The organism is Ensifer sp. GW823-FHT05D09, assembly GCF_058795755.1.
This window is the reverse complement of record NZ_JBXAIA010000006.1, coordinates 221,070-238,900: the sequence shown is the minus strand read 5'-3', so window position 1 is coordinate 238,900 and position 17,831 is coordinate 221,070. Positions and strand designations below refer to the sequence as shown.

Annotated in this window: 21 protein-coding genes; 14 read left to right on the top strand and 7 right to left on the bottom strand. The window is 62.8% G+C overall.

The features are described 5' to 3' along the window. Positions 1 to 101 precede the first annotated feature (101 nt). The 5 genes from ccmA (at position 102) to AC1Q80_RS18900 (ending at position 3,176) form a co-directional block, all read left to right on the top strand. Positions 102 to 752 (top strand): heme ABC exporter ATP-binding protein CcmA, encoded by a 651-nt coding sequence (gene ccmA, locus AC1Q80_RS18920; protein ID WP_492361441.1) that lies wholly within the window; start codon positions 102 to 104, stop codon positions 750 to 752. Between the two features lie 39 nt (positions 753 to 791). Next, positions 792 to 1,451 carry a heme exporter protein CcmB gene (gene ccmB / locus AC1Q80_RS18915; RefSeq protein WP_492361440.1) on the top strand — a complete coding sequence of 220 codons (660 nt, stop codon included), beginning with the start codon at positions 792 to 794 and terminating at the stop codon, positions 1,449 to 1,451. 177 nt (positions 1,452 to 1,628) lie between these two features. Then, positions 1,629 to 2,390, top strand: a complete 762-nt coding sequence (locus tag AC1Q80_RS18910; RefSeq protein ID WP_173418358.1) for a heme ABC transporter permease — start codon at positions 1,629 to 1,631, stop codon at positions 2,388 to 2,390. A gap of 4 nt (positions 2,391 to 2,394) precedes the next feature. Further along, a complete protein-coding gene (ccmD, locus tag AC1Q80_RS18905; protein ID WP_492361439.1) occupies positions 2,395 to 2,571 on the top strand; it encodes a heme exporter protein CcmD in 177 nt (58 codons plus the stop codon). Beyond that, entirely contained in the window at positions 2,568 to 3,176 is a 609-nt protein-coding gene (locus tag AC1Q80_RS18900; protein ID WP_492361438.1) for a DsbE family thiol:disulfide interchange protein, read from the top strand. Before ccmD ends, AC1Q80_RS18900 begins: the two co-directional genes overlap by 4 nt. Positions 3,177 to 3,429: 253 nt before the next feature. Here AC1Q80_RS18900 and AC1Q80_RS18895 read toward each other — a convergent pair whose 3' ends face one another. From AC1Q80_RS18895 to AC1Q80_RS18870, 6 genes are all read right to left on the bottom strand, one after another. After that, positions 3,430 to 4,023: a DUF2585 domain-containing protein gene (locus AC1Q80_RS18895; RefSeq protein ID WP_209790413.1), complete on the bottom strand. Its 594-nt coding sequence runs from the start codon at positions 4,021 to 4,023 to the stop codon at positions 3,430 to 3,432. Continuing rightward, positions 4,020 to 4,652, bottom strand: a complete 633-nt coding sequence (locus tag AC1Q80_RS18890; protein ID WP_173418354.1) for a septation protein A — start codon at positions 4,650 to 4,652, stop codon at positions 4,020 to 4,022. The genes AC1Q80_RS18895 and AC1Q80_RS18890 overlap by 4 nt, the downstream gene beginning before the upstream one ends. Positions 4,653 to 4,835: 183 nt before the next feature. Then, on the bottom strand, positions 4,836 to 6,509 hold the full coding sequence (gene ftsY, locus AC1Q80_RS18885) for a signal recognition particle-docking protein FtsY (protein WP_209790414.1): 1,674 nt from the start codon (positions 6,507 to 6,509) through the stop codon (positions 4,836 to 4,838). A gap of 18 nt (positions 6,510 to 6,527) precedes the next feature. Then, the gene (mtaB, locus tag AC1Q80_RS18880) at positions 6,528 to 7,802 is read right to left on the bottom strand and encodes a tRNA (N(6)-L-threonylcarbamoyladenosine(37)-C(2))-methylthiotransferase MtaB (RefSeq protein ID WP_492361437.1); all 1,275 of its coding nucleotides are present in this window, start codon (positions 7,800 to 7,802) and stop codon (positions 6,528 to 6,530) included. Continuing rightward, on the bottom strand, positions 7,799 to 8,713 hold the full coding sequence (gene dapF / locus AC1Q80_RS18875) for a diaminopimelate epimerase (protein ID WP_209790416.1): 915 nt from the start codon (positions 8,711 to 8,713) through the stop codon (positions 7,799 to 7,801). Before dapF ends, mtaB begins: the two co-directional genes overlap by 4 nt. 106 nt (positions 8,714 to 8,819) lie before the next feature. Beyond that, entirely contained in the window at positions 8,820 to 9,833 is a 1,014-nt protein-coding gene (locus AC1Q80_RS18870; RefSeq protein ID WP_173418350.1) for an MBL fold metallo-hydrolase, read from the bottom strand. Positions 9,834 to 9,964: 131 nt separating this feature from the next. On the opposite strand from AC1Q80_RS18870, the gene AC1Q80_RS18865 reads away from it, so the two are divergent. The 6 genes from AC1Q80_RS18865 to trmD all read left to right on the top strand — a co-directional run bounded on the left by AC1Q80_RS18865 (position 9,965) and on the right by trmD (position 14,432). After that, positions 9,965 to 10,447 (top strand): MarR family winged helix-turn-helix transcriptional regulator, encoded by a 483-nt coding sequence (locus AC1Q80_RS18865; protein WP_492361510.1) that lies wholly within the window; start codon positions 9,965 to 9,967, stop codon positions 10,445 to 10,447. Between the two features lie 313 nt (positions 10,448 to 10,760). Next, positions 10,761 to 12,323 carry a signal recognition particle protein gene (gene ffh / locus AC1Q80_RS18860; protein ID WP_173418349.1) on the top strand — a complete coding sequence of 521 codons (1,563 nt, stop codon included), beginning with the start codon at positions 10,761 to 10,763 and terminating at the stop codon, positions 12,321 to 12,323. A 13-nt stretch (positions 12,324 to 12,336) separates the two neighbouring features. Further along, the gene (locus tag AC1Q80_RS18855) at positions 12,337 to 12,672 is read left to right on the top strand and encodes a chorismate mutase (protein WP_173418348.1); all 336 of its coding nucleotides are present in this window, start codon (positions 12,337 to 12,339) and stop codon (positions 12,670 to 12,672) included. A 37-nt stretch (positions 12,673 to 12,709) separates the two neighbouring features. Continuing rightward, positions 12,710 to 13,075, top strand: coding sequence for a 30S ribosomal protein S16 (gene rpsP, locus AC1Q80_RS18850; protein WP_173418347.1), 366 nt, complete (start codon positions 12,710 to 12,712; stop codon positions 13,073 to 13,075). Between the two features lie 92 nt (positions 13,076 to 13,167). Next, a complete protein-coding gene (rimM, locus tag AC1Q80_RS18845) occupies positions 13,168 to 13,728 on the top strand; it encodes a ribosome maturation factor RimM (protein ID WP_173418346.1) in 561 nt (186 codons plus the stop codon). Between the two features lie 11 nt (positions 13,729 to 13,739). Then, on the top strand, positions 13,740 to 14,432 hold the full coding sequence (gene trmD, locus AC1Q80_RS18840; protein ID WP_173418345.1) for a tRNA (guanosine(37)-N1)-methyltransferase TrmD: 693 nt from the start codon (positions 13,740 to 13,742) through the stop codon (positions 14,430 to 14,432). On the opposite strand, the gene AC1Q80_RS18835 is transcribed toward trmD, so the two are convergent. Next, positions 14,414 to 15,160 carry a sulfite exporter TauE/SafE family protein gene (locus AC1Q80_RS18835; protein ID WP_173418344.1) on the bottom strand — a complete coding sequence of 249 codons (747 nt, stop codon included), beginning with the start codon at positions 15,158 to 15,160 and terminating at the stop codon, positions 14,414 to 14,416. The two genes, trmD and AC1Q80_RS18835, sit on opposite strands and share 19 nt — an antisense overlap. Positions 15,161 to 15,484: 324 nt before the next feature. Here AC1Q80_RS18835 and rplS point away from each other — a divergent pair, with 324 nt between their 5' ends. The 3 genes from rplS (at position 15,485) to AC1Q80_RS18820 (ending at position 17,789) form a co-directional block, all read left to right on the top strand. Further along, a complete protein-coding gene (gene rplS / locus AC1Q80_RS18830) occupies positions 15,485 to 16,021 on the top strand; it encodes a 50S ribosomal protein L19 (protein WP_173418343.1) in 537 nt (178 codons plus the stop codon). 127 nt (positions 16,022 to 16,148) lie between these two features. Beyond that, a complete protein-coding gene (locus tag AC1Q80_RS18825; protein WP_173418342.1) occupies positions 16,149 to 16,958 on the top strand; it encodes a transporter substrate-binding domain-containing protein in 810 nt (269 codons plus the stop codon). Positions 16,959 to 16,967: 9 nt separating this feature from the next. Next, complete coding sequence (locus AC1Q80_RS18820) at positions 16,968 to 17,789, top strand: amino acid ABC transporter permease (protein ID WP_173418341.1); 822 nt, start codon at positions 16,968 to 16,970, stop codon at positions 17,787 to 17,789. Positions 17,790 to 17,831 lie beyond the last annotated feature (42 nt).

Sequence of the window (17,831 nt, the reverse complement as noted above, 5' to 3'; positions counted from 1 at the left end):
GCCTTATAGATAATTTCTCCAAATCGTGCCAGACCAACCAAGGTCCAATCGGGACTTTTTTTTGCCTTGCGGCAAAGAGCGTAAAGGGAAGCTGAAAATTGATGCGCCTGCTGGCTGAAGGTCTGAGTGCGAGGCGAGGCGAGGATTTGATTTTTAACGATATTTCCTTTGCGCTCGGTGCCGGTGAAGCCCTTGTGGTGACGGGCCAGAACGGGTCTGGAAAGTCGACTTTGCTGCGTGTTCTGGCCGGTCTTCTGATGGCGGAAAAGGGCAGTCTCAAACTTGAGAATGGCCCTCCTGAAATCCGTCACCCATCGGAGCTCAGCCACTATCTCGGCCATCGAAATGCGATGAAGCGCGAGCTGACCGTCGCGGAAAATCTTTCCTTCTGGAAAAACTTCATGGGTGATTCGCCCGGCGGCTCGGGCAGAGATCTTGTCGAAGCGGTGGAGGCCGTCGGCCTTCCCGGTATTGCGCATCTGCCCTTCGGCTACCTGTCAGCCGGCCAGCAGCGCCGCATGGCAATGGCCAAGCTCATCGTCGCCTACCGCCCGATCTGGATCCTCGACGAACCGACGGCAGCACTCGATGCCGGCGCCGACAGGCTTTTTGCCGGCCTGGTCAATGCGCATCTCGACAAGGGTGGCATCGTCATCGCGGCGACACACCAGCCGCTCGGGCTCGAGCGTACCAAGGAATTGCGCATGACCGGCTTTACCGGCGTCGGCGGAGGCTTGTGGCATGACGCGTGATCTGGCGGCCGCGGGCAGAGACATGAAGGGACCGTGCAAGTGATCGCGCTTTTCCTCCGCGACCTCAAGCTGTCCGTTCGCGCCGGTGGCGGTGCGATGATCGGCGTCCTCTTCTTCATGACGGTCGTCGCCGTCATTCCCTTTGGTGTCGGCCCCGACCTCAACCTGCTCGCGCGGATCGGGCCTGCGATCCTGTGGATCGGAGCCCTGCTCGCATCGCTACTCGGTCTCGACCGCCTGTTCCAGGCGGAGCGCGAAGACGGCTCGCTCGATCTGATGCTGATGCAGGAAACGCCACTGCTGGTCACCGTGTTCGTCAAATGCGCCGCCCATTGGACGGCCACCGGACTGCCGCTGGTCATCGCCGCGCCCCTTCTTGGCCTGTTCATGAACATGGACGAGCTTGCGATCGGCGCGACCATGTTGACGTTACTTGTGGGAACGCCGGCGATCACCTTCATCGGCGCGGTCGGTGCGGCCGTTGCCGTGTCGCTGCCGCGTGGCGGCCTGCTGGTATCGATCCTGGTGCTGCCGCTTGCCATTCCCGTGCTGATCTTCGGGGTCAGCGCCGTTTATGCGGCGATCGAAGATCCCGCTCCGTTCCTGCCGCCACTGATGATCCTTGCGGCAATCACCCTGTTTTTTGCCGTCATCGGACCCGTCGCTGCCGCAGCGGCGCTTCGTCATGCGTCCGACTGACGCGGATCAGGTGGAATAAGGATAAACTGTTTGCGGTTTTCGGACGTGTTCCGCTCTAACCCTTTAATATCGAAGATGTTTATGGCGGATGAGCCGACAGGACGCCAAACTCATCGTGATCGGGGTGTTTGACGGGGATCAATTGCAGCAACAGGCCTTAAGCGTTAAAGAGCGATCATGAGCGAAAACAGCCTTGCCATCCGCAAATTCAGCGATCTCGCCAACCCGACGCGGTTCCTGGCGCTGGCCGATCGCGTGCTGCCGTGGCTTGCCGTGGTGACGGCACTTTTCTTCGTCGTCGGCCTGTGGCTGTCGTTCACGACGGAAGGCGATTATCAGCAGGGCGAGACGGTGCGCATCATGTATGTGCATGTGCCTGCCGCCTGGCTGTCGATGATGTGCTACTCGGTGATGGCTCTCGCCGCCCTCGGCACGCTCGTCTGGCGGCACCCGCTTGCCGACGTGTCGTCGCGGGCAGCCGCCCCGATCGGTGCCTGCTTCACCTTTCTGGCGCTTGTCACCGGCTCGCTCTGGGGCAAGCCGATGTGGGGCGCCTGGTGGGTCTGGGACGCGCGGCTGACGTCCGTCTTCGTGCTGTTCCTGATGTATCTCGGGCTGATGGCGCTGAACCGCGCCATGGACGATCCGGCGCGCTCGTCGCGGGTCTCGGCGGTGCTGGTGCTGGTCGGCTTCGTCAATATTCCGATCATCAAGTTTTCGGTCGAATGGTGGAACACGCTGCACCAGCCGGCAAGTGTTTTGAGGCTCGACGGCCCGACGATCGACCCGGAGTTTCTCCGCCCGCTCGTCGTGATGGCAATCGCGTTTACGCTGCTGTTCTTCACGCTGCATATCGCCGCCATGCGCAACGAGATCTGGCGCCGGCGCGTGACGTCGCTTCGCCGTCTTGCAGCCCGCAGCGCCGGCCGGGAGGTGTGATCTGATGATGAGCCATGCGGCCTATGTTTTTGCCAGCTATGGCATTGCGACGCTGACAGTCGTCGGCCTCTGTCTCTGGGTGATCACCGACGGGCGGGCGCGCCAGCGCGAATTGCGCGAACTCGAAGCGTCGGGCGTGCGCCGACGCTCGGCGGAAGCATCAAACGGAGAGACACGATGACGAGCACGCCCGCGCCCGGCAGCGAGGAGCGCAAGCCGGGGCTCTTGCGCGTCGGGCTTGCCCTTCTACCGCTCGCGATCTTCGCAGCCCTTGCGGCCATCTTCTGGAGCCAACTCAACTCGGGCAAGGATGTGAGCGAAATCCCCTCGGCGCTGATCGGCACAAAGGCGCCAACACTCGACATGCCGCCACTTGAAGGTGCTACGCGAAACGGCCAGCCGATGCCGGCGCTGACGGATGCGGCAATCAAGGGCAAGCTGACGCTGGTCAATGTCTGGGCCTCCTGGTGCGTGCCGTGCCGGCAGGAGCATCCGTTCATTCTCGAACTGTCGAAGGACGAGCGGCTGACGGTGGTCGGCATCAACTACAAGGACCAGAACGAAAACGCGCTGAGGTTCCTGGGCGAACTCGGCAATCCCTTTGCCGCCGTCGGCGTCGATCCGCGCGGCAAGGCGGCGATCGACTGGGGCGTCTATGGTATCCCCGAATCCTACCTCGTCGGTGCCGACGGTACGATCCTCTACAAGCGCGTCGGGCCGTTCGACGAGAGGAGCGTGAAGGAAGGGCTGATGCCGGCGATCGAAAAGGCTACTGCCGGGTCGTAAGAGCCTAAGCGCTGTCGTCGGAAAATGCCCCTCATCCGGCCTGCCGGCCACCTTCTCCCCGCATGCGGGGCGAAGGCTACTCGCGGGATCTGCCTGCCCAAATCTCGTCCGCTATGCACCAAGACGATGCGCCAAGTTCTTTCTGCTCAAGTGTGAGGAGGAGGGTAGCGGGTGACCCAAGTTCCTTCTCCCCGCTCGCGGGGAGAAGGTCGAGGCAGCGGGTTGAGGGGCAGCGGCGAACTCTGAAATTCCGTTAAATCCCCGCCTGCCACTCGCGGACCGCATCGAGCGGCCAGACGAGCATCAGCACATTGAGCGTGAGATTGTCGCGGATCAGCCAGCCGGTGAACAGTTCGAAGCCGATGGCAATCAGCACCGTCAGCCAGACGGGCATGCGGGCCGCGAACATAAAGCCGGCGACCATCGCCAGCGTATCCATCGTCGAGTTGAGGATGCTGTCGCCGAAATAGTCGAGCGAGATCGTCGCCGAGCGATAGCGATTGATGATCATCGGCGTGTTTTCGGCAATCTCCCAGGCGGATTCGATGACCATCGCGAGGAACAGCTTGGCGGTCAGCGGCTTACCGCGCAGAAGCAGGTGGCTGAGGCCATAGAACAGGAAGCCGTGGATGATGTGGGACGGCGTGTACCAGTCGGCGATATGTTGGGAGTTGCCGCTGGATTTGACGACGGGTTCGAACAGTTTGACGTAGCCGCAGTCGCAGATCCAGATCCGGCCCATCAGATGCTGGGTGATGACCTGGATCGCGAGAACGCCGATGCAGGCTATGAACCAGAGGAGCGCATGCCGGTTCTGACTGTCGTTGCCGTCGATGGCTGTGCTCACTTGGCGTTATCCTGATCGAGCGAATGCTTCATGATCAACGGCATCTGCGCCAGTGTAAACAGGATGGTGATCGGCATCGTGCCCCAGACCTTGAATGCGACCCAGAAATCGGTGGAGAACGAGCGCCAGATAACCTCGTTGAGCACGGCGAGCACGAGGAAGAAGAAACCCCAGCGCAGTGTCAGCTTGCGCCAACCGTCTTCGTCGAGCTTGAAGGCGGAGTGGAAGACGTAGCCGAGCAGCGACTTGCCGAAGAGCAGGCCGCCGAGCAGGATCGTGCCGAACAGCGTGTTGACGATCGTCGGCTTCATCTTGATGAAGGTGTCGTTCTGCAGCCAGAGCGTCAGCGCGCCGAAGACGAGGACGACGATACCCGAAATCAGCGGCATCATCGGCAGCGTGCGGGTCAGCATCCAGGAAACGATGAGCGCGATGGCGGTGGCCGCCATGAACAGGCCGGTCGCGATGAAGATCGGGCCGCCGAGTTCGGAGAGCGTCGGAAAATGCCCGGCCAGCCACTCGCCGCGGGAGTTGGCGAAGAAGAAGACCATCAGCGGTCCCAGTTCCAGCACCAGCTTCAACAGCGGGCTGACTTCCTTCTGCGGCTTTGTAGCCTCGATCGTCGACATCTGGGGATCCTGTTTTTGCATCTGCCTGCCGCTCATAACACCAGCTTTGCGGCAAAACCATATCAAGGCAGCCAGCTTGCGCAAACGCTTCCAGACGATTCCGTAAATCGGAGACGATTTACGGACAGATCATAGGTCGCCGTGTGGCGGTGCGCGTCGTGTGGCGCGCGCGAAGATCTGGCGTCAGGCGGCAACGCCCGCGATCGCCTCGGCGAAATCCTTGGCCTCGAAAGGTTCGAGATCGTCGATGCCTTCGCCGACACCGATGAAATAGACCGGCAGCTTGTGCTTGGCGGAGATGGCGACAAGAATGCCGCCCCGCGCCGTGCCGTCGAGCTTGGTCATGATCAGCCCACTGACGCCGGCGACGTTGCGGAAGATCTCCACCTGCTGCAGCGCGTTCTGGCCGGTGGTGGCGTCGAGCGTCTGCAACACCGTGTGCGGCGCATCCGGGTCGAGCTTGCCGAGCACGCGCACGATCTTTTCGAGTTCCGCCATCAGCTCGGTCTTGTTCTGCAGCCGGCCGGCGGTATCGATGATCAGAACGTCGGCCTTCTTTTCGCGTGCCTGCTGAAATGCCTCGTAGGCAAGGCCGGCGGCATCGGCGCCGAGCTTGGAGGAAACGATGTCTGACTTGGTTCGCTCGGCCCAGATCTTCAGTTGTTCGATTGCCGCGGCGCGGAAGGTATCGCCGGCGGCGAGCATCACCTTGAGGCCGGCACCCGACAGCTTCGCCGCGAGCTTGCCGATCGTCGTGGTCTTGCCGGTGCCGTTGACGCCAACCACGAGAATGACGTGCGGCTTGTGGCTGAGATCGAGTTCCAGCGGCTTGGCGACGGGCGACAGCACCTTGGTGATTTCGCCGGCCATGATGCGCGAGACGTCCTCGCCGGAAACATCCTTGCCGTAGCGCTCGGAGGCGAGCGTATCGGTGATGCGCATGGCGGTCTCGACGCCGAGGTCGGCCTGGATCAGCAGATCCTCCAGATCCTGCAGCGTCGCCTCATCGAGCTTGCGCTTGGTGAAGAGGCTGGCGATCTGGCCGGTCAGTTGCGACGAGGTGCGGGCAAGGCCGCGACGCAGGCGCTGGTACCAGGTGAGCTTGGCCTGTGGCGCGGCAACCGGCTCTTGCCCGGCGCGCTCGGCAGCGCTGGCAAAACCCTTTGGCAGGCTGGTTGCTGCGGGAAGTTCGGAAACAGGAGTTTCGAGGGCTGGCTCTTCGAGAGCCGGCGTTTCGACGACTGGCGCCTCGGAAGCATCGTCGATTGCCGCGGCGACGTCCTCGATCGGCTCGGCGTCGGCGGCCGGTGTAGCGCTCGTTTCGTCGCTAACCGGTTCGGCTTCCACGGCTGCGATTTCTGCCTGCTCGGCCAGCGCTTCCGGCGTGATATTCGGCTCTTCGGGGGCAGTTTCCTGAAGCGCTGCGTAGGTGTCGAGCGCTTCTTGCGCGGCCTCAGAGAGCACTTCCGGCTTCACGGCTGCTTCGACAGGCGCTGCTGCGTCTTCGTCGGTCACGGGCGTGTGGCGGTGGGCGTCGTCCGGTGCTGGTCCGCCTGCGGTCTCGATCTCGGCCGGCCGGATCGGGTCCTCGGCCGCAAGCGGCAGCGCTTCGATGTCAGACAACGGCTCAAGCAGCTCTTCGGAGGCTTCTTCGGCGCTCGGCTGCTCGGCAACGGGCTCATCGACGGCGACGTCGACCGGGGCGATCTCCTCGGCGAGGGCCGGCTCCGGAGCGGGCAGCGCTTCGGCGGCAACCGCAGCTGCGATCTCCGCTTCCGGCGCGGCATCCTGCGGCTTGGCTTCCTCGACAGTGCCCTTGCCGAAGTTGAAGATCTTCTTGATGAAACCGATTGCCATTCAGGGATTCCGCATGAGTCAGGCCGCAGCCATCTGTTTTACCTGCATCGTCAGGTGCTTGCCATTGTGGCCGGTGATCGTGACCGGCACAAGCGCACGGGATTTTAGACCGGCGGCATCGACGAGCGTGAAATTTTCGGTGTGGGCGAGGCCGTTGTTTTCGACCAGCAATGTCTGTTCGCTGCCAACCATGCCGTCGAGGTGGCGGGCATGCAGCGCCGCGCCCGTAGCGCGAAGCCGCGCGGCGCGATCCTTGACCAGCGCCCGGTCGAGCTGCGGCATGCGCGCGGCCGGCGTGCCGGGGCGGGGGCTGTAGGGAAAGACGTGCAGATGGGCGATGCCGCAATCCTCGGCCAGCCGCATCGCATTCTCGAACATCTCTTCGGTTTCCGTCGGGAAACCCGCGATCATGTCGGCGCCAAGGCTGATCTCCGGGCGAAGGCGCCGGACCTGATCAGCAAAGGCGCGGGCGTCGGCGCTCGAATGGCGACGCTTCATGCGCTTCAGGATCATGTCGTCGCCATGCTGCAGCGACAGGTGCAGGTGCGGCATGAAGCGTGTTTCGCCGGCGATCAGATCGAACAGATGGCTGTCCGCCTCGATGCCGTCGATGGAGGAAAGGCGCAGACGACGGATATCCGGAACCTGCTTCAGCAGTGTCTTTGCCAGCAACCCCAGTGTCGGCGTTCCCGGCAGGTCGGCGCCGTAGCTGGTGGCATCGACGCCGGTCAAAACGATCTCGCAGTATCCGCCATCGACGAGCTTGTGCGCCTGGTCGACCACGGCCCCCATCGGCACCGAGCGTGAATTGCCGCGGCCGTAGGGGATGATGCAGAAGGTGCAGCGGTGATCGCAGCCGTTCTGGACCTGGATGAAGGCACGCACGTGGCCGTCGATATGCTTGACCATCTGCGGCGCGGTGGCGCGCACACTCATGATGTCGTTGACGCGCAGTTTTTCTTCTGCCGAGACGCCGAAATCGGGCAGCGATCGATAGGAGGCGCTTTTCAGCTTCTCTTCGTTGCCGAGCACGGCGTCGACCTCGGCCATGCCGGCGAAGGTTTCCTTCTCCGTCTGCGCGGCGCAGCCGGTGACGATGATGCGGGCATGCGGGTTGTCGCGGCGGGCACGGCGGATGGCCTGGCGCGCCTGGCGCACGGCCTCACCGGTCACCGCGCAGGTGTTGACGAGGATGGCGTTATTCAGCCCCGCCTTTTCGGCTTCCGCCCGCATCACTTCGGATTCGTAGGTATTGAGACGGCAGCCGAAGGTTATGACCTCGACGCCGCTCAAAGCGCCCGGGCCTCGGCGGTTCCCGGTTGGGTCTCGTCGCGTTGCCACGCGCCGGTTGCCGGATCGACGGTTCCAGACCATTCCCATTCGGCAGGTCCGGTCATGACGACATGGTCGTCGTCGCGCCACTCAATTGTCAGCCGGGCCGGCGCGGGGGCGGAGGCCACGTCGATCGCCACCTTGCGACCGGTGCGACCGGTGCGCGCGGCACTGACGGCAGCCGCACAGGCGGCCGAGCCGCAGGCAAGCGTCAGTCCGGCGCCGCGTTCCCAAGTGCGAGTGCGCAGCGACGAGGGCGAAAGCAGCTGTGCCAGCGTGATGTTGGCGCGCTCGGGGAACATCGGATGGTTCTCGAGGAGCGGGCCGAACCGATCGAGGTCGAAGGACATCGGGTCCTTGTCGACCCAGAAAACCGCGTGCGGATTGCCCATCGACATGGCCGACGGCGAATGCAGGACGGGACTATCGATCGGCCCGATCTGCAGTTCGATACGGCTGGTATCGGCAAACTCCTCGGCAAGCGGGATCCTGTCCCAGGCAAAGACCGGCTTGCCCATATCGACGGATATCGTGCCGTCCTCGTGTTCCCGGGCGTTCAGGATGCCGGCGATGGTCTGGAAGGTGAATGCCTTCTTGCCGGTCTCGGCGGCGAGCGCCTGGACGACGCAGCGGGTGCCGTTGCCGCAGGCCTGCGCCATCGAGCCGTCGCAATTGACGATATCGATCCAGGCGTCGGTGCCGGCAGCCTTGGGATCGTGGATCGCCATGATCTGGTCGAAGGCGGTTGCAGGGTCGGCGTTGAGCGCGATGGCTGCGTGCGGCGTCACGCGGTCTCGGCGGCCGCGCATGTCGACGACCAGGATCTTGTTTCCAAGCCCGTTCATTCTGGCAAATTGCACGTTGTCGGCCATGTCGCGATTGTCCAAACCGGCCTCGCCAAGCGGAGGCACCCTTCATTCGGGCTGTATATGGCGGAAAAGCCCGGAAATTACCAGTGCCGGCTTCCCTGTGTCGGCTTCATTGGCCCGTGAGTGGAGAGGGCGGTACATCGAAGATTTCGCCGGGGCGCAGGGCCCTGAAGCGGGTGCGCGCAATTTCGGCTTCATCAAGCGCCTGCTCGAGGGCGCGCACCGGAGCATCGACACCCTCGTCTGTCAGGCGGAACGTTCCCCAGTGGTGCCCGGCCACATGTTCGGCAGCGCAGTCGAGCATACCCTGGACCGCCTCCTCCGGATTCTGGTGATGATCTTGCATGAACCAGCGCGGCTCGTAGGCGCCGAAGGGCAGGTTGGCGAGACGGAAGCCGCCATGTTTTTCGCGCGCTGCGCGATAGTTGATGCCGCCGTGAAAGCCGGTGTCGCCGACATGGTAGATCTTGCCGACCGGCGTTTCGATGACGAAGGCCGCCCACAGCGCCATGCGGCGGTCGCCGGAGCCGCGCGCCGACCAGTGATGGCAGGGCTCGGCATGGATCACGAGCTCGTCTTCGAGGCCCAGCCGGCCACCCCAGTCGAGAACCGATATGTTGGCGTCCGGTGCTGCGCGGCGGATGATCGTATCGTTTCCGAGCGGCGTGACGATTAGCGGACTGTGCTCCTCGTTGAGCGCTGCCAGCGTGTCGAGGTCCAGGTGGTCGTAGTGGTTATGGGTGACGAGCACGAGATCGATCGGCGGAAGATCGTCCATCTCGATGCCGGGCGGATTGCGCCGCGATGGGCCGACAAGGGCAAAGGGGCTCGCCCTGTGCGCCCAGACGGGGTCGGTCAGGATGTTGAAGCCGTGCACCTGGATGAGCAGCGTCGCATGCCCCACCATCGTCACCCGCAGGCGGGCGGCCTCGACGCTCAACTCCGGTTTTGCCTGCTGAAATGGGCTTGGATAATGTGCCGGCCACTTCACCTTGCCGCGTCCGAGCTGCCAGCGCAGGAGGTCGGCCATGCCCCGCGGCTGCCGGCCGTTGGGGTTGAAGAATCGCGTTCCGTCGAAGTGGTCGGAGGTGGGTCCCCGATAATAGGCATTGACCTTCGGCATCGTCGTTCTCTCGGCGATTGTTCGGTAGCTTTCGATGGAAAAAGATAGGCGCTTTGAAGCCGTCGTCACAGGGTGCAGGCGAAGAGCTTAAGAATTTCTTGAATAGAGCAACTCGATTGCTATTGTTCCCTATGCTTGTTCGCTTCGACAAACAGGAACGTCTCTACAAGGCCATCAAACTGGTTCGGCCGATCCATCTCAATGTGCACCGTTCGATCGAACGCATGCTGGAAGGTTCGGGCATATCGGTTGCCGAAAGAGCGGTGCTCGAGCTTCTCTGCGGGGAGCCGCTGACGGTGCCGGAAGCGGCCCGGCGATTGTCGATGAAACGGCAGTTCGTGCTGCGCGTCGTCGTCGGCCTCTTGGAAAAGGGACTTCTGGAAAAGCGACCCAATCCGGAACATCGACGTGCCTATTTCTGTGCGCCGAGCGCTGCCGGTCGCGACCTGTTCGAGGCGATCCACCGGCGGGAACTCGAGTTGCTGCACGCGGTTCTGGGCGATATCAACCAGACCGAAGTGGTGGCGGCGCTCAGGGTCATGACGCGCGTCGCGACTGCCTTTGAAGACCTGGCGCGCGAACTCGCGGCACCGGACACCGACGAAGGCCCATGATCGCGGCTCTGCTGGCTTGGTGCGGTCGTAACCGGCACCGCTGACGCCAATGTGTGAAGTCGCTGCTCAGGGATTTGCCCGCCGTTCTTGACTTTTCGGCCGCTTTCCTGTTTATCGCGGCAAATTCCTTCGCAAGTGATGACTTCGAAGCCACCGACCCGGCCCCGTAAAGGTATAAAGAGAGCCAGGAGGTCAACATCCGACAGCGCGTTGCGCCCTCGGGTGGTTTTTGGCTTTGCGCCTTGTTTTTCAGGCGAAGGAACCCACGTTTCCGGCTAGTTTGCATGCTACCGGAAACCAGAAGGAAGTGAGAATGTTCGAGAGCCTCCAGGACCGCCTTGGTTCCATATTGAATGGACTGACCGGCCGCGGCGCATTGTCGGAAGCAGATGTTTCCGCGGCGCTTCGCGAGGTTCGCCGTGCGTTGCTCGAAGCCGACGTCGCGCTCGACGTCGTGCGCTCCTTCACTGAAAAGGTTCGCGAGAAGGCGGTTGGCGCCGAGATCCTGAAATCGATCAAGCCTGGGCAGATGGTCGTCAAGATCGTCCATGACGAGCTGGTCGACATGCTGGGCTCCGAGGGCGTCACCATCGACCTCAATGCACCGGCTCCGGTCGTCATCATGATGGTCGGTCTGCAGGGCTCGGGCAAGACGACGACCACCGGCAAGATCGCCAACCGGATGAAGACGCGGGACAAGAAGAAGGTCCTGATGGCTTCGCTCGACACGCGTCGTCCGGCCGCTCAGGAGCAGCTTCGCCAGCTCGGCGTCCAGACCGGCGTCGATACGTTGCCGATCATTGCCGGCCAGTCGCCGACCGATATCGCCGCGCGCGCCGTGCAGGCCGCCAAGCTCGGCGGCCACGACATCGTCATCCTCGACACCGCTGGCCGCACGCATATCGACGAACCGCTGATGATCGAGATGGCGGAAATCAAGCGGAAGTCCAATCCGCATGAAATCCTGCTGGTCGCCGATGCGCTGACCGGTCAGGACGCCGTCAATCTTGCCCGCAACTTCGACGAACGCGTCGGCATCACCGGCCTCGTGCTCACCCGTATGGACGGCGACGGCCGCGGCGGTGCAGCGCTTTCGATGCGCGCCGTCACCGGTAAGCCGATCAAGCTCATCGGCGTCGGCGAAAAGATGGGCGAACTCGAAGAGTTCCATCCGCGCCGCGTCGCCGACCGCATCCTCGGCATGGGCGACATCATCTCGCTGGTCGAGAAGGCTGCCGAGAACATCGACGCCGAAAAGGCGGCGGCCATGGCCGCCAAGATGGCCAAGGGCAAGTTCGACCTGAACGACCTCGCCGACCAGCTGCGCCAGATGCAGAAGATGGGCGGCATGGGTGGTATCATGGGCCTGATGCCCGGCATGGCCGGCATGAAGGACAAGATGGCGTCGGCCGGTCTCGACGACAAGCTGTTCGGACGCCAGATCGCCATCATCTCCTCGATGACCAAGGCCGAGCGCGCCAACCCCGACATGCTCAAGCATTCCCGCAAGAAGCGCATCGCAGCCGGTTCGGGCACCGATGCCGCCGACATCAACAAGCTTCTGAAGATGCACCGCCAGATGGCGGACATGATGAAGATGATGGGCGGCAAGGGCAAAGGCGGCATGATGAAGCAGATGATGGGCGGCCTTGCCAGCAAGATGGGCCTCGGCGGCCTTGGCGGCGGCGGCATGCCCGATCTGTCGAGCCTCGACCCCAAGCAGCTTGAAGCACTTCAGAAGCAGGCGGAAGCGGCCGGCCTCAAGCCCGGTGGCATGCCGGGCCTTGGCGGCGGTGGCCTTCCCGGTCTCGGCGGCGCCAAGCTTCCGGGCCTTGGCGGTTTCCCCGGCCTTCCCGGCCTGCCGAAGAAGAAGTGAGGATCGGTGAGAGATGATTGATCCCGAGATCAAACGAGAATTGGCGGGTTACCGGCAGTCGATCGACAACATCGATGCCGCGCTCGTCCACATGCTGGCCGAACGGTTCCGCTGCACCCAGGCGGTCGGCGTTCTCAAGGCCAAGCACAATCTGCCGCCGGCCGATCCGGCGCGCGAAGAATACCAGATCGAACGTCTTCGCCATCTGGCGAAGGATGCCAATCTGGATCCGGATTTCGCCGAGAAGTTCCTGAACTTCATCATCAAGGAAGTCATCCGGCATCATGAAGCCATCGCCGCCGATCGCACGCAGTCCGCGGGCACCGTCGGCACCACCCATTCCGCTTGAACGAAGCGGTCAATAAAGCCTGCAAGGAGTTACTCAAATGGCACTGAAAATTCGTCTCGCCCGTGGCGGTTCCAAGAAGCGTCCTTACTACCAGATCGTCGTTGCCGACGCCCGCAGCCCGCGTGACGGCCGCTTCCTCGAGAAGATCGGTTCCTGGAACCCGATGCTCGGCAAGGACGACGAAAAGCGCGTCGAGCTGAACGCCGAGCGCATCAGCCACTGGATCGCCCAGGGCGCCCAGCCGACCGACCGCGTTCTGCGCTTCCTCGACCAGGCTGGTATCGCCCAGCGTCCGGCTCGCGCAAACCCGAACAAGGGCCTGCCGGGCAAGAAGGCTCAGGAGCGCGCTGCTGAAGCCAAGCAGAAGGCCGAAGACGCCGCTGCTGCTGCTGCCGCAGAATAAGTTCCGGTAAACGGATGAAGGAAACGGGCGGCATTTCCATGCCGCCCGTTTTCCGTTATGTGCACGCTGAAATCCCGAAACGGATGCGGATGATGAGCAAAATCGAAAACCCGGTTCTGATGGCGACAATCGGTGCGGCCCAAGGCCTGCGCGGCGAGGTCAGGGTGAAGTCGTTCACCGACGACCCGACGGCACTCGGCGACTATGGCCACCTTCATAGCGCCGACGGGCGCGTGTTCGAGGTGCTGGAAGTCCGCGAAGCCAAGAACGTGGTCGTCGTCCGCTTTCGCGGCGTCAACGATCGCAACGCCGCGGAGGCGCTCAACGGTCTCGAACTGTTCATCGACCGGGACAATCTGCCCGACGACGATCTCGACGAAGACGAATTCTTTTACGCCGACCTTGAGGGCCTGGAAGCCGTCGACGGCAGCGGCAAGAGCTATGGCACCGTGACCGGCGTGTTCGATTTCGGTGCCGGCGACCTGCTCGAGCTCAAGGGGCCGGGCAAGCGTCCCGTGCTCATCCCCTTTACCGAATGGTCCGTTCTGGAAATCGACCTTGAAGGCGGCAAGCTGCTGGTGGATCCGCTGGCCGCTGGTCTCATCGACGACAAGGACGAGCCCGGCAGCCCGTTTTCGGCCAAGCGCAAGTGAGCGGCAAGGCAATGTCCTTCCGCGCAACGGTGCTCACGCTTTATCCTGAAATGTTTCCCGGCCATCTCGGCGCCTCGCTTTCCGGCCGGGCGCTGGAGCGCGGCCAGTGGTCGATCGATGCCGTCCAGATCCGGGACTTTGCTGAAGACAAGCATCGCACAGTCGACGATACGCCGGCCGGCGGCGGCGCCGGCATGGTGTTGAAGCCCGACGTTCTCGCCCGCGCGATCGACGCGGTGTCCAGGGACGATCATCGCCCACGACTGTTGATGAGCCCGCGCGGAAGGCCGTTGACGCAGAAGCGCGTGCGCGAACTTGCCGATGGCCCCGGCGTGGTGATCGTCTGCGGCCGGTTCGAAGGCGTCGACCAACGCGTCATCGACGGGCGCGAACTCGAGGAAGTGTCGATCGGCGATTACATTCTTTCGGGCGGCGAGCCGGCGGCGCTGACACTGCTGGATGCCGTCGTTCGCATCCTGCCAGGGGTGATGGGCAACGAGCTGTCCGGCGTTCACGAAAGCTTCGAGGGCGGACTGCTGGAGCATCCGCACTATACCCGGCCGCAGGTTTTCGAGGGCCGGGAGATCCCGCCGGTTCTGACCTCCGGCAACCACGGCGCCATCGCCAAATGGCGCGAGATTGAGGCGCGCCGGCTGACCGAAGAGCGTCGGCCTGATCTCCTTGTTCAACCCGTGAAGAAATAGTAGGCGGCGAGCAGCAACCCGATCGCCACGACCAGGGCCCGGATCACCGCCTGCGGCACACGCCGTGCCGCCCAGACGCCGATGTAACCGCCCAGGGCCGCGCCAGGAACCATGACCGCTGCGTGCAGCCACGACACGACGCCGCCGGCAGCAAAGACGACGATAGCGATGGTGGCGATGACGATCGAGATGAAGTTCTTGAGGGCGTTCAGGCGGTGATAGCCGCCGCCGGTGGCAAGGCCGAGCACCGCCAGCATCATGATGCCCATGCCGGCGCCGAAGAAGCCGCCATAGATCGAGGTTACGAACTGGCTGACGATGCCGGCCGGACTGATCGCATGCTCGTCTATGCGCGCCTTGGGCTTCAGCAGTGGTCCGGCGGCGAAGATCGCCGTTGCGGCGATCAGCAGCCACGGGACGAGCGCGCGAAACGAGGCGTTCGAGAGCGAGATCAGCAGCACGGCGCCGGCGAGCCCACCGACCGCCGAGATGATGCCGAGCTGGATCGCCTGGCGGCGATCGGCGCGGATCTCCTTGGCATAGGCAAGCGCCGAGGTGATGTAGCCGGGAAGCTGGATGATCGACGAGGTCGCATTGGCGACAATCGGCGGCAAGCCGCCAAGGGTCATGGCGCCGAAGGTAAGGAAGGTGCCGCCGCCGGCAATCGCATTGACCATGCCCGACAGGAAACCGGCGACGAAAAGCAGAAGTATTTCGAAGAACTGCATGGTCTCCCCCCACTACCCAGCCCGGCATAGCCCGCAGGCTTTGCGGCCGCAAGCCCGCGTTCGCCTGCGTTTCCATGCGCGTTCTTTCGAAATCTCTGATAGAATTCGCGCCGAACGCCTCCATGGCCCGGAAAATATGGCTTTCGGGGATGACAAGCGGAGTTTCTTCGTGTAAGTGCCGCCCCGGTTCGGGTTTTTGCCCGTCGACCACCAACAAAGAATGGTGAATTCGCTCCTGCCGGGTCCGGCAACATCTGAAGGCATGTCCGACAGGTCGATCGAGAGCGCTCTGGCTGTTTCAGAAGAACTTGAAAGGTTAACCCGATGAACATCATCCAGCAGCTGGAAGCCGAACAGGCCGCCAAGATTGCCGCCAAGCGCACGCTCCCCGATTTCTCCGCAGGCGACACGCTGCGCGTCAACGTCCGCGTTGTCGAAGGCTCGCGTACCCGCGTTCAGGCTTATGAAGGCGTTTGCATCGCTCGTTCGGGCGGCGGCATCAACGAAAGCTTCACCGTTCGCAAGATCTCCTACGGCGAAGGCGTCGAGCGCGTATTCCCGGTTTACTCGCCGCTCGTCGAGAGCGTTGAAGTGGTTCGCCGCGGTAAGGTCCGTCGCGCCAAGCTTTACTACCTGCGCGATCGTCGCGGCAAGTCGGCTCGTATCGTGGAAAACACCGGTACGCGCGCTCGCAAGCTGAACGACGCCGAGCGCCAGGCCGTTGCCGAGGAAAAGGCACGCATCGAAGCTGAAAAGATCGCAGCAGCTCAGGCTCTGGCCGCCGAAAAGGCAGCAGCCGAAGCCGCAGAAGCCAAGGCAGCAGCAGAAGCCGCCAAGGCAGCAGAAGCTGCAGCGGAATAAGATTTCAATCCTTTCGGATTGTTGGAAAGGCGGCCTTGGGCCGCCTTTCTTTTTTGGTACTATGCGCTTGTCTTTTCTCCACAATCCGTGACATTTTTCGCTGCCACACTTTTCGGGAGTTCTTCCAATGACAATCCGTCGCCATGTGCTTGCGGGCATCGCAGCCGCACTTGCCGTTCCATTTGCTTTTTCTGCATCGGCTTTCGCCAGCGACCTGCCGGATCTCGGCGGCAAGACGGTTGTCGTCGTCACGGAAAACGCCTATCCGCCGCTGCAGTTCGTCGATCCGAAGACCGGCGAGGCGATCGGCTGGGAATACGACGCGATGAACGAGATCGCCAAGCGTCTCAATTTCAAGGTCGAATATCAGAACACCAGCTGGGATGCGATGATCCAGGCGGTTCATGACGGCCAGTACCAGATCGGCATGACCGGCATCACCATCAAGGACGACCGCAAGGAGAAGGTCGACTTCTCCGACCCCTATATGCGCTCGCAGCAGTTCATGCTGGTACGCGGCGACGAGGCTCGCTTCAACGACGGCAAGAGCTTCGGCGCCTTTGCCGACGGCCTGGTTGGTGCGCAGCCGGGCACCTCGCCGTTCTACACCGCCGTCTACGAAATGCTCGATGGCAACGAGCAGAACCCGCGCGTCAAGCTGTTCGAAACCTTCGGTGCGACCGTGCAGGCATTGAAGGCCGGGGACGTCGATGTCGTTCTCACCGACAGCGTTGCCGCCAAGGGCTATGTCGATTCGTCGGAAGGCAAGCTGAAGGTCGTCGGCGGCCCGCTCGGCACTGAGGATTTCGGCTTCATCTACCCGAAGGGTTCCGATCTGGTCGCTCCGATCAACGCCGCGATCAAGGCGCTGAAGGCGGACGGAACCTTCGACGCCTTGGACAAGAAGTGGTTCCTCGATTACAAGATGGGCGGCTGATCGCAGGCAATGGCCTCCCCAAATTCTTCTGACATGTCCGCAAAGGGCGACTATCCCTGGTGGCTGGTCGCCCTTCTCGTGATTGCCGTGGCGCTCGCCGCCGTTATCGTCACCAATGATATCTATACCGAGGTCTTCAACGTCGTCCTCAAGGGCATCGGCGTCACCGTTTTCGTGACCCTGATGGGCTTCGTGCTGGCGACGACGCTCGGCCTCGGCATCGCACTGATGGCGCTGTCGGAGCATGCGGCCCTTCGCCAGATCGCACGCTTCTACACCGAAGTCATTCGCGGCGTGCCGATCCTTGTCCTCCTGTTCTACATCGCCTTCGTCGGCGCGCCGGCGCTCGTCGTGGTCGCGAATTTCATCACCGCGCCGCTGATTTCGGCGGGCTGGATGGAGCCGGTGGTGGTGCGCGACATCTCGCTGATGTGGCGGGCGATCATGGCGCTGATGATCGGTTACTCCGCCTTCATCGCCGAGGTCTTTCGCGCCGGCATCCTCTCGGTCGACAAGGGCCAGGTCGAGGCGGCCAAGGCGCTGGGGCTGACGCGTTACCAGCGGTTTCGCCTGGTGATCTTTCCGCAGGCAATCCGCGTGATCCTGCCGCCGCTCGGCAACGATTTCGTCGCCATGGTCAAGGACTCATCGCTGGTCTCGGTGCTCGGCGTTGCCGACATCACCCAGATGGGCAAGGTCTACGCTTCCGGTTCCTTCCGCTTCTTCGAGACCTATTCGATCGTTGCCTATGTCTACCTGGTCCTCACCATCGGCCTGTCGTTGGGCCTGAGGGGGGTCGAGCGGCGTTTGCGACGCGCCGAGCAGCGTTGAGGCCGCTTCCACCGATTGCCGAAGTGTCAAAAAATTGATATG

What these genes read in the sequence shown, in the direction of transcription:
- ccmA (WP_492361441.1), top strand. Translation starts at nt 102, where the DNA reads ATGCGCCTGCTGGCTGAAGGTCTGAGTGCGAGGCGAGGCGAGGATTTG.
- AC1Q80_RS18910 (WP_173418358.1), top strand. Translation starts at nt 1,629, where the DNA reads ATGAGCGAAAACAGCCTTGCCATCCGCAAATTCAGCGATCTCGCCAAC.
- ccmD (WP_492361439.1), top strand. Translation starts at nt 2,395, where the DNA reads ATGATGAGCCATGCGGCCTATGTTTTTGCCAGCTATGGCATTGCGACG.
- AC1Q80_RS18900 (WP_492361438.1), top strand. Translation starts at nt 2,568, where the DNA reads ATGACGAGCACGCCCGCGCCCGGCAGCGAGGAGCGCAAGCCGGGGCTC.
- AC1Q80_RS18890 (WP_173418354.1), bottom strand. Translation starts at nt 4,652, where the DNA reads ATGTCGACGATCGAGGCTACAAAGCCGCAGAAGGAAGTCAGCCCGCTG.
- ftsY (WP_209790414.1), bottom strand. Translation starts at nt 6,509, where the DNA reads ATGGCAATCGGTTTCATCAAGAAGATCTTCAACTTCGGCAAGGGCACT.
- dapF (WP_209790416.1), bottom strand. Translation starts at nt 8,713, where the DNA reads ATGGCCGACAACGTGCAATTTGCCAGAATGAACGGGCTTGGAAACAAG.
- AC1Q80_RS18870 (WP_173418350.1), bottom strand. Translation starts at nt 9,833, where the DNA reads ATGCCGAAGGTCAATGCCTATTATCGGGGACCCACCTCCGACCACTTC.
- AC1Q80_RS18865 (WP_492361510.1), top strand. Translation starts at nt 9,965, where the DNA reads ATGCTTGTTCGCTTCGACAAACAGGAACGTCTCTACAAGGCCATCAAA.
- ffh (WP_173418349.1), top strand. Translation starts at nt 10,761, where the DNA reads ATGTTCGAGAGCCTCCAGGACCGCCTTGGTTCCATATTGAATGGACTG.
- AC1Q80_RS18855 (WP_173418348.1), top strand. Translation starts at nt 12,337, where the DNA reads ATGATTGATCCCGAGATCAAACGAGAATTGGCGGGTTACCGGCAGTCG.
- rpsP (WP_173418347.1), top strand. Translation starts at nt 12,710, where the DNA reads ATGGCACTGAAAATTCGTCTCGCCCGTGGCGGTTCCAAGAAGCGTCCT.
- rimM (WP_173418346.1), top strand. Translation starts at nt 13,168, where the DNA reads ATGAGCAAAATCGAAAACCCGGTTCTGATGGCGACAATCGGTGCGGCC.
- trmD (WP_173418345.1), top strand. Translation starts at nt 13,740, where the DNA reads ATGTCCTTCCGCGCAACGGTGCTCACGCTTTATCCTGAAATGTTTCCC.
- AC1Q80_RS18835 (WP_173418344.1), bottom strand. Translation starts at nt 15,160, where the DNA reads ATGCAGTTCTTCGAAATACTTCTGCTTTTCGTCGCCGGTTTCCTGTCG.
- rplS (WP_173418343.1), top strand. Translation starts at nt 15,485, where the DNA reads ATGAACATCATCCAGCAGCTGGAAGCCGAACAGGCCGCCAAGATTGCC.
- AC1Q80_RS18825 (WP_173418342.1), top strand. Translation starts at nt 16,149, where the DNA reads ATGACAATCCGTCGCCATGTGCTTGCGGGCATCGCAGCCGCACTTGCC.
- AC1Q80_RS18820 (WP_173418341.1), top strand. Translation starts at nt 16,968, where the DNA reads ATGGCCTCCCCAAATTCTTCTGACATGTCCGCAAAGGGCGACTATCCC.